Origin of the sequence: Sphingobium sp. UBA5915 (assembly GCF_002431195.1) — a bacterium.
GTDB classification, from domain to species: Bacteria; Pseudomonadota; Alphaproteobacteria; order Sphingomonadales; family Sphingomonadaceae; genus Sphingobium; species Sphingobium soli.
This window is the reverse complement of the sequence record NZ_DJDV01000129.1, coordinates 1-9,182: the sequence shown is the minus strand read 5'-3', so window position 1 is coordinate 9,182 and position 9,182 is coordinate 1. Positions and strand designations below refer to the sequence as shown.

Genomic DNA, 9,182 nt, shown 5'->3' with positions numbered 1-9,182 from the left:
GACGTTGAGCGTCTGCGTCGCGGCGAGCGCGGAGCCGTGGCCATCGGTCGCCGCGAGCCACTGGCCGTTGTCGACCACCGCCTGCACCACCGCGGTCTCGTGGAACCGCCCCGCCGCGTCGACATGCGAGGGGAACACGATCCGCAAGACCTTCTGCGGCCCGACCCCCGCCGCCTGCGCCGGCACCGGCGTCGAGGCATAGGCGATCCGCTGCGTACCACCGCTGTTGCGCGCGGGTGCCTGGTACGGTCCTGCGGGATGATAGCCACTGTCGCCAGTGATCTCGGCCAGCGCCTTGTCATCGATGACGGTCGCCGGCGAGCAGCTGCCACCCTCGGGCGCGCCGCACGCGAACTTGCCCGAGATGTTGGTGCCCAGCGTCGTACAGCTGGCGAGCAGTCCCAGGCTCGCGGTCATCGCCAGCGCGGCGATACGCTTGGCGCGGGCGTGCGGGCGATAGTCGGAAACCGGGCAGGCCGGCAGGCGGATCACGGATCGGGTCACGACTTGGCTCCCTTCAACCATTCGACGAGCTGGGCCTTGGGCTTGAAGCCCTCGATCACCGCCCCGTCGGAGCGGACGATGACGGGCGTCCCGTTGATGCCGTGCGCCTTGGCGAACGCCTCGTTCTCATCGAGACCGCTGGTGTCGCACTTCGCGCCTGCCGGGACCGGGTTCTGCGCATAGGCCGCGCGGACCGCCGCATGACGATCGCGGGCACACAGCACCTGGTCGGCGATCTCGCGGCTTCCCAGCACCGAGATCGGGCGCTCGATGACGCGCACGTTCATCGTCTCGAGCGCCTGACTGAGCGCGCGGCAGTAGCCGCAGTGGAAATCGGAGAAGACGGTGACCGTCTGCGTGCCCGAACCCCACGCGATCGCACCCTTGCTCGACAGCCGCGTCACATCGAGCGTGCGGGCGACGGCGGGCTGGGTCGTGACTCGCGCACCCGCCCGCGCCGCGCCGGCCTCGGGCGCATCGGGCGTGGCATTGTCCTTCGCCGCGCCGCCCACCAGCATATCGGGATTGAGCGCGAGCAGCTTGGCGGCGGTCAGATCCTGCCGCGTCTCCATGTCATAGACGCGGCCGATGACGAGATAGCGCGCCGACTTGTCGACGTAGAACAAGTTCGCACCCGCCACGACCTCGCACAGCCCGTCGACCTTGGAGCAGTCGATCGCATCGACCTTGGTCTTGGGAAGCCGCTTCTGCAGCGCGACCTGGACCTGCGCGCCGATCGGCGCTTCGGCCGAGCCGGTCAGCAGCATCGCCGCCCCCGCCATCGCGCCGATCATGATAGTATTTGCCATGTGACCGCCTCCTTCCGGGCTCAGTTCTGGATGAAGACGCCTTCGAGGAAGACGATCTCGACATCGATGCCGGTCGGCATCTCGATGATGGGCTGGTACTGTTCGGCGCGCTCGATCAGGTATTTGCTGACCATGTCGGCCGACTGCGCGACGCCGTTGCCGATCCCGGCCTGGGCGATATCGCCGATGCCGAGTTGCTGGCGCTTGCCGTTGACGGTGACGTTGGTGCCCTGGAGCAGCATGTCGGTGTTGGCCGAGAAGCCACGCCCGAACCCGCCCGCTATCCCGGCGATGAAGGCCTGGGTGACGAGCCCGCCTTCGCGACTGACGACACGGCCGCGCACGCCGGTCTTGCCGGCGAAGCTGATGAAGCCCTTCACGTCCGACACCGCGAACCGGCCATTGGCCTGCGGACAGGTCATCCGCTGCAGCTTCACATAGACCTTCTCGGAAGAGAGATCGCCGCGCGCCGCGCCGTTGATGACGCAGCCTTCGATCCGCGTCGTGAGCAGCTTGCCGTTCTGGTAGACCGAGCGCGCCGGGCCGGTGATGCGCAGGATCACCGGCAGCGGATCGGTCTGCGACTGCACCCCCGCCGAGGCGTCGACGCCGACGATGACCTTCGCCTTCGCGATCGAGTTGGGCGGCAGGTAATTGGGGCTGTCGGTGTAGCTGGTCGTGCCACCCGAGATCCGAGTCGCGGTGCCCGAGGGGCCGCCCTCGAACGACACCAGCTTGATCGAGCGCGACTGCGACACCGCAGCCGCTGCCGCCTCGCCCGCCGTCATCGGCGCGCCGGGAGTGCGGTAATTGGGCTGGCCGGGGCCATACATCTGCGTCGGAGCCGGCGCGGCCGGCGCGGCGTTACGCTGCGCGATCTGCTGGCGAAGCTGGTCGTTCTCCTGCTGATAGGCGCTCATGACCCGCTGGCCATCGCTCGCCATCGACTGCTTCTCGCCCTGGAGCGCGGCGATCTGCGCCTGCAACTGCTCCATCTGCGCGCGCTGGCCGTCGACGCCCTTCAGCTGATTGTTGATCGACTGCATCTGCGCTTCGGATGCGGCCTGCCATTCACGCTGCGACATGTTCCGGTTGACCATGTCGTCGGTGGTGATCTTCACCTCCTTCCCGTCGGTGCCGACCGGCTTCAGCTTGGCATCGTCGCCCATGACGTACCAAGAGCCCAGCACCAGCGCGACGGCGCCACCACAGCCGAGGTAGAGCAGCTGCTTCTTGCGGACGGCATCGTTGCCGGCCATCAGCTCGCTGTCCCCGCCCTCCTCCGGCTCGGTATCGAGCTGCTTGGCACGGTTACGCTGGAAGATGTCCTTGAGGCTCATGGCCGCACTCCGTTGGCGAGGCCCGAAGGCGTGACGATATAGGCGGTGGTGGCTTCACCGGGCTTGAGGTTGGGGTTGGCGACCGAGACCGCGATCGCGTTCGACGGTGCGATCGTTCCCTCGCCCAGCGCGACCGGAACCTTGCCCCGGTTCTCGATCCTGAGCGTGCGGCCTGCGAGGCTGGCGCCGCGATACTCGGCGACCATCTGGACCTTGAGCGAGCCAATCATCACCGGGTCGGTGACCGCGGGCCTGACCTCGAACCCTTCGAGCGGCGCGGACTGGAACATCGCCTGGACCAGCGTGGCGGACGCCTCCTGCGGCGATGCCGCGACGGCCGCGACCTGCGTTTCCGCAGCGCCACCGATATCCTTGTTCTCGACGAACACCTGCTGCGCGTCGTCGCCGGCGAGCCGGCACGAGAATTTGTACACATAACCCTTCGACGTCGTGCCGAAGAACGACACGTTCGGCCGCGAATAGGCTTCCGGGACCGACACATAGATGTCGCCCCGGGTCGGTTCATTGACCACGGTGAAATCGTCGGTATCGACCCCTGTGGTCAGCTTCGAGACGCTGGCGAAGCGATCGTCCTTGAGGCTGACGCGGGTCAGCCCCGACTTCGACATCGTGCAGGCGACCTCGCTGTTGTCCTTTGCCAGCACATGCTCGTCGGCGAAGGCCGGCGCGGCGAGGACCACGCCGCCCGCCACGATCATCCCCGCCCCGATCAGGCGCGATAGCGAACACAGGCGCGATGCGAAGGCGGTCCCGCCCCCGATCAGCCCGACTGCGACCCAGGCGGTCATGCGTCGTCTCCGATGGTTGCCGCGGCGTCCTTGTCGGCCTTGGTGACCATCCCGAAGCCCTTGAGCTGGAGGGTCAGGCCGCGATACGCCCAATAGAAGCGGAAGGTCTTCGGCTCGGCGGTGACCGACTTCGAGCCGACGACGGTGTGCAGCGTGCCGGTCACTTCCGAGGTCAGTTTCTCGGGATCGACCTTCATGCCGGCGAGCGTGAAATACTGGCTGATGCTCGATCCGCGCTGCTCGTTGAGGATCTTCATCAGGTCGCGCTTGAGCGAACCATGTGCTTCCGGCGTGGCGATCGCCAGGATCGAGTCCATCCAGTATTCGAGATTTTCGGGCGAGCGGTTGAGCGTCATCAGCGCGGTGTCGCGCGTGACCATCTCCAGATACTGCTCGCTGACCCCGCTCGACGAGAGCGTCAACGGGGAGCGGACGATCGGCTGCAGGACGATCTCCCGGTCACGGGTCGCGCCGACCAGGAACAGCAGCACCACGAGGCCCGCGAGGACCAGCGCGACGATGCCGAGCATGTTGCGCTGCTTGAGGACGCGCTGCGACTGCGCGAGACCGACAGAATAATCCATTTAGCCCACCATCACGCGAAGGTGGGAGGGCGGCGTCGCCTTCAGCCCAGTAAAACTCGACGGCAGGTGCCAGTAGGCCATGTGGAGAATCCACGACGTGGCCTTGCCGGCTTTGAGTTTCCGAAATCCCCACCATCCGAGCAACGAGACCATCAATCCGATCACGACGTGCTGCGACAGGATCCCCCAGATGAAGGGGATCGCCATCGCGAGGAACTCGTCCGGCGTCCAGAAGCCGATCAGCTCCGGGTCGTCGAGATGCGAAGGGATGGTGTACCGGTCCATAAGCTAAGCCGCCCTCCCAGCGGTTGATCCAGCCGACGCCTCAGATGGTCGCGGTGACGGTCGAGGTGACGATCGGGATACCCGTGCCCGCGCCGACACCGACGGCGACGGGAACGGCCACCTGGCCGAGGCTGAAGCGGCCCGACGCCAGCGCGACGATGCCGCCGGCCAGGCTCATGACGGTGATGATCTTGCCGCCCGAGCCCTCGAGGAAGTCCGTGAACTTCGTCAGCGCGGTATTGAACGTCGTATCGGCGCCGGCGAACGCCGCCGACGCGCCCAGGACCATCACCATCGCGATGATCGCCAGGCCGAGAAGGACGCCATTGATCTGGCCACCCTTCGGCATTGAAAGTGCAGACATGCTCTTTCCCCTTGAAAGACGAAGCGGATTGCTGCGTCACCCTTAAAAGGGAGGAAGAAACTGACTCCCGCAAGATGGAAAAAAATTACACTATTTGTCTCGCGCCAAGTACATCTTGGTCGCCCGGAACAACGCCCCGCCTACTGCGGATTCTAAGGCGGTATGACTTGGATCAGTGTAAAAAAATTACACTATTTGTTGATGCGCCTTGCCGGAGGAGATCCGGTTACGCATCGTATCGCATCTGGTCGGCTTTATGCGGCCGATGGCGACACCCGCCGCTTTGTCGTACGGTCCGATATGCCCCAGGCGCTTTATACCTTCAAAGTGGATCACTCGCTGTTCCGCCTCGCCGTGGATGCGATGCGCATTCATTCATTGGCCACATGCGGATTTGAGACTGTTTCCGCTACCTCTATGAAAGGGTTGGAGAATTTCGTCGTTTGCCGTGATCCTGCCCCCTTTGTTCACGAGGCGCGAGATGCCGACATCCCCGGTCCGATTCGGGTCACGTTACGCATTCAGATGCACCAGAATGACCTGTTTCAGCGCGCGCGTGCCCATGCTGGCGACGCATCCGGATCGCTTGCGCCAATTCGGCTCACCTTCATTATCGGGCTACTCGCCGCATTTCATGGCACATTTACGGAGAGTTCATGAATCGCGCTGCGTGGCGGTGGTTGACAACGTGAACGGATAGATGCGTATTAGACCCCTAACGGGGGTCGCAGTATGTACCACCAGTCTACAAAGGCTTCAGTCTGCGAAGATCGGCAACAACGTCTTCACGCGTTGTTCATGGCTGAGTGGCGTCTGAAGAAAGTGACAAATGCCGAAATGGCTCGCCGCCTCGGCAAGAGCCTTAGCCTCGTCAACAAAATCCGAGCCGGCCAAACGCCCTTCACAGGGCGACTGATCGACCAGTTTGTTGATATCCTGCAGATCGACCCTGTCCGCGCCTATATCGCCGTCGACATCCTTCACGAGCCGATGGTGTACTACAGCCCGAGGTTCGCGACCGCAGTTACCGAAAGCCTCGAGTATTTCTCGGCAATCCTTTCCGATCCCGACATCCCCGAGATAGTGACTGGCTCCGAACGCGGCATCGGTCGAACTGGGCTGACCGGCTGAAGTCGGTCGTCGACACTACCAGTCTCGAAATGTACCGCCCCGTCTTACCGTCACATCACCTTGCGCTAAGCGTCCGAGTGGCAGAATGACGCTTGCTTATGCCCAGCGACCCATCCGAGATCAAAAAAAGCACGCGGTCCATGCGCCTGAAAAAGGAGCGGGAAGACAATGCGGGGTACCGGCGGTCGACCGTGGCGCTGTCGCCCGTAGCATTAGCGATCGCAGAGCGACTTCAGGATCGTCTGGGCCTCGGCTCCAGGGAAGCTGTCATCAACGCGGTTTTCGAGCGCATCGACTCCGATCGATATCTCAAATACGAATTTCTAGGGCCAGAGGGCTTCCGTTCGCCACCATCGCTGGCCGAACCCGAGGCTTCAAACCACGAGACAGCGGACCACGGACATGCGGCAAAGGCCACCAGCTGACGAGTCGGGTCATGCCATTGTCGATTTTCTCGACGAGCATCGACTGCCGCACAGCCCCGAGAATTACGGCTTCGCTCACACCTATTTCGAAGGTGCTGACGAGGCCCATTTCATGGCCGTCGCCAATCTGATCGACGGCGGTTATCGCCTCCGACAGGAAGACGTGCGAGCGATTTCGGCACCAGCGGATCTCCATGGCACCGCGACGACGATCGGCGAGCTCTCAACAGAGGTCATGCACATCATCGGTGCAACTGCCCAGGAGGCAAATGCCTTCGTGAAGACCCTGACGCTGACCGCGGCCGAGCTGGTCTCCGCCGACGGAAGCATCCATAGCGCGGTCGCGCGCATGACCGCCCAGGCAGAGCGCGCCGAAGAGCGGTTGAAGCAGATGAGCCTTCAGACGGCCCTAGTCCGCGAGCGCCTACGCTCGCTGGGCGTCGATACTGACATCGATCCTGCTACCTCGCTCCTCAACCGCATCGCGATCGAGTCGGTGCTCACCGCTGCACTCGGGGTCGGTTCCGGCTGAGGGCGGAATGACACCCTAAGCGCCGGCGTCCTTGGGCCAAAGGTACTCGCCAGTGAGGAGGATGTGTGCCCATCCGAGCGGCGTAAGCGTGGCGTGAGGACCGCAGTTTATGCGGCTTGGGCTGTTGGCTGATCTGTCTGGGGCACCCAGTTCCACGGCATCAGCTCGTCCCAGCGGGTGGCGGGCCAGTCGCCGGCGACCCTGGCGATGACATCGGCGATATAGGCCTGCGGGTCGACGCCGTTGGCCTTGCAGGTCTGGATGACGGTGTAGATGGCGGCGGCTCGCTCGCCGCCTGCGCGCGAACCCGCGAACAGCCAGTTGCGCCTTCCCACGGCGACGCCGCGCAGGGCCCGCTCCGCGATGTTGTTGTCGATCTCCAGACGCCCGTCACCCAGGAAGCGGCACAGCGCCGGCCAGCGTTTGGTGCCATAGGCGATGGCTTTGGCCATGTCGGACTTGGGCGAAAGGCGGCGAAGGGCAGCGTCGAGCACCTCGCGCAAGGCGTCGACCAGCGACTGGCTTCGTTCCTGTCGCGCTCGACGGCGTACATCCGGCGGCTGACCACGCACCTCCGCCTCGACGGCATAGAGCGCGCCGATGCGCTCCAGGATATCGGTGGTCAGCGGCGTGGAGAGGCGCTCGTGCAGGTCGAACACCTTGCGCCGGAAGTGTGCCCAGCATGCCACCTCTGTGACGCCACCGCGGTACAGGGCGTCATAGCCCGCATAGGCATCGGCCTGGAGAAAGCCGCGAAAGCCGGCGAGATGCGCCTGCGGGTGCGCCGCGGTGCGGTCGGGCGTGAAGCGATACCATGTTGCGAGCGGTGTCGTGCTGCCGGACGCCTGGTCGTCGGCGGCGTACACCCACAGCCGCCCGGTCGCGGTCTTGCCACGGCCGGGTTCGAGCACCGGCACCGGCGTGTCGTCGGCGTGGATCTTGTCGGCCTTGAGCACCTCGTCACGGATACGGCTGACCACCGGGTCGAGCAGTGCTGCAGCTTGCCCGGCCCAGCCCGCGAGCGTCGAGCGGTCGATCTCGAGCCCCTGCGCGGCCATCATCTCGGCCTGGCGGTACAACGGCAGATGGTGGTCGAACTTGGAGACGACGACGTGCGCCAGCGTCGCGAAGGTCGCCTTGCCCCGCGCCACAGCGCTGACCGGCGCGGGTGCCTGGACGATCTTCTCGCAAGACCGGCAGCTGTATTTGGGGCGGACGTTGCGCACGACCCGCCAGCGCACCGGCACGATGTCGAGCATCTCGTGCGCGTCCACGCCCAGCCGGCGCAGCGCACCACCGCAGTCCGGGCAGGTGCAGATACCGGACGCCGGCTCGTGGACGACCTCCTCGCGCGGCAGATGCTCCGGCAGACTGCGGACCGGTGCCAGGCGCGGCGCTACTCCAGGCGCCGCAGTCTCGACTTCGGAAACATCCCGCTCCGTTTCCAGCTCTTCCAGCGCCAGCTCGAGCTGTTCGATCTCGCGGCCCAACTTCTCGGAGGAGGCACCGAACTGCATCCGCCGCAGTCGGGCGATCTGCCCGCGCAACGTGTCGATGAGCAGATCGCGGGCGGCGAGCGCGGCATTCGCCCGGGCGAGCGATGCCTCCAGCGCGGTGATCCGCGCGGTGGCATCAGCAGGGGAAACAGGCGCTTCCAGCACCCGCATTTCATAACAGATCACGCATCGACGGGCGAGAAAAAGCGTCGCAAAACCGCCGTTTTCACCCCGCCAGCGTCGGCGTGAACGTCCGCTCTGGGCGACGCCAGTCGATGCCCTCCAGCAGCATCGACAATTGTGCCGGCGTCAGCGTCACCGTGCCCGTCGCGGTCACCGGCCAGACGAACCGGCCCCGGTCGAGCCGCTTGGAGAACAGGCACAGGCCTTGCCCATCGAACCACAGCAGCTTGACCAGATGACCCCGCTTGCCCCGGAACGCGAACAACGCGCCCGAGTGCGGGTTCTGGGCCAGCACCTGCTGCACCAGTACCGCCAGGCCATCGAACCCTTTGCGCATGTCGGTGACGCCACACGCCAGGAACACCCGCGTCGGCAACGGCGTGGGGCTCAACGCAGCACCGACAACACTCGCGCCAGCGCGCCGGCGTCCACCGACCCGTCCACGCTCACTCGGACGCCACCCGGAAATTCGATGCAGATGAGGCCGGACGTGGATGTCGCCGGCTGCGGCGCAGGTGCGGCGACATCGGCCACGCGCACCTCGGCGAATGCCGGCAGCGCAGGCGCGACCCCGCCCAGCTTGCCCAGCCGCGCCTGCTTGCGCCACGTATAGATCAGGCTGCTCGACACCTCGCGCCGGGCGATGACATCACGGACCCGCACGCCCGGCCGGAACGCCTCGGCCAGGATCTCCAGCTGGCTCTGTTGCAAAGATTGGCG

At 65.2% G+C, this 9,182-nt stretch carries 13 protein-coding genes and 1 pseudogene; 4 read left to right on the top strand and 10 right to left on the bottom strand.

Annotation, left to right across the window (positions count from 1 at the left end):
* The 7 genes and pseudogenes from B2V90_RS23025 to B2V90_RS22995 form a co-directional block, all read right to left on the bottom strand.
* Positions 1–504 (bottom strand): annotated as a pseudogene (locus B2V90_RS23025) (conjugal transfer protein); the annotation flags it as partial.
* The gene (locus tag B2V90_RS23020) at positions 501–1,298 is read right to left on the bottom strand and encodes a DsbC family protein (protein WP_293923225.1); all 798 of its coding nucleotides are present in this window, start codon (positions 1,296–1,298) and stop codon (positions 501–503) included. The gene B2V90_RS23020 and the pseudogene B2V90_RS23025, both read right to left, overlap by 4 nt.
* A gap of 35 nt (positions 1,299–1,333) precedes the next feature.
* Positions 1,334–2,653, bottom strand: a complete 1,320-nt coding sequence (locus B2V90_RS23015; RefSeq protein WP_066760161.1) for a TraB/VirB10 family protein — start codon at positions 2,651–2,653, stop codon at positions 1,334–1,336.
* Positions 2,650–3,462, bottom strand: a complete 813-nt coding sequence (locus tag B2V90_RS23010; RefSeq protein WP_007406304.1) for a type-F conjugative transfer system secretin TraK — start codon at positions 3,460–3,462, stop codon at positions 2,650–2,652. The genes B2V90_RS23015 and B2V90_RS23010 overlap by 4 nt, the downstream gene beginning before the upstream one ends.
* A complete protein-coding gene (locus tag B2V90_RS23005) occupies positions 3,459–4,046 on the bottom strand; it encodes a type IV conjugative transfer system protein TraE (protein WP_007406332.1) in 588 nt (195 codons plus the stop codon). Before B2V90_RS23005 ends, B2V90_RS23010 begins: the two co-directional genes overlap by 4 nt.
* Positions 4,047–4,331 carry a type IV conjugative transfer system protein TraL gene (gene traL / locus B2V90_RS23000; RefSeq protein WP_293923224.1) on the bottom strand — a complete coding sequence of 95 codons (285 nt, stop codon included), beginning with the start codon at positions 4,329–4,331 and terminating at the stop codon, positions 4,047–4,049.
* 40 nt (positions 4,332–4,371) lie between these two features.
* A complete protein-coding gene (locus B2V90_RS22995) occupies positions 4,372–4,626 on the bottom strand; it encodes a hypothetical protein (RefSeq protein ID WP_371262956.1) in 255 nt (84 codons plus the stop codon).
* Positions 4,627–4,857: 231 nt separating this feature from the next.
* Between B2V90_RS22995 and B2V90_RS22990 the strand changes: the two genes are divergently transcribed.
* From B2V90_RS22990 to B2V90_RS22975, 4 genes are all read left to right on the top strand, one after another.
* Positions 4,858–5,355 carry a hypothetical protein gene (locus B2V90_RS22990; RefSeq protein ID WP_126014072.1) on the top strand — a complete coding sequence of 166 codons (498 nt, stop codon included), beginning with the start codon at positions 4,858–4,860 and terminating at the stop codon, positions 5,353–5,355.
* A gap of 138 nt (positions 5,356–5,493) precedes the next feature.
* Positions 5,494–5,826 (top strand): helix-turn-helix domain-containing protein, encoded by a 333-nt coding sequence (locus B2V90_RS22985; protein WP_066782291.1) that lies wholly within the window; start codon positions 5,494–5,496, stop codon positions 5,824–5,826.
* A gap of 140 nt (positions 5,827–5,966) precedes the next feature.
* Positions 5,967–6,251: a hypothetical protein gene (locus B2V90_RS22980; RefSeq protein WP_066782290.1), complete on the top strand. Its 285-nt coding sequence runs from the start codon at positions 5,967–5,969 to the stop codon at positions 6,249–6,251.
* Between the two features lie 112 nt (positions 6,252–6,363).
* A complete protein-coding gene (locus B2V90_RS22975; RefSeq protein ID WP_293923222.1) occupies positions 6,364–6,783 on the top strand; it encodes a hypothetical protein in 420 nt (139 codons plus the stop codon).
* Between the two features lie 107 nt (positions 6,784–6,890).
* Here the strand turns inward: B2V90_RS22975 and tnpC are convergent, their stop codons facing one another.
* The 3 genes from tnpC to tnpA all read right to left on the bottom strand — a co-directional run.
* Complete coding sequence (gene tnpC / locus B2V90_RS22970) at positions 6,891–8,450, bottom strand: IS66 family transposase (RefSeq protein WP_064312076.1); 1,560 nt, start codon at positions 8,448–8,450, stop codon at positions 6,891–6,893.
* A gap of 55 nt (positions 8,451–8,505) precedes the next feature.
* Positions 8,506–8,853 (bottom strand): IS66 family insertion sequence element accessory protein TnpB, encoded by a 348-nt coding sequence (gene tnpB, locus B2V90_RS22965; RefSeq protein WP_025292355.1) that lies wholly within the window; start codon positions 8,851–8,853, stop codon positions 8,506–8,508.
* Positions 8,850–9,182, bottom strand: a 333-nt coding sequence (gene tnpA / locus B2V90_RS22960) for an IS66-like element accessory protein TnpA (RefSeq protein WP_293923218.1), incomplete at its 5' end; no start/stop codon positions are given. The genes tnpA and tnpB, both read right to left, overlap by 4 nt.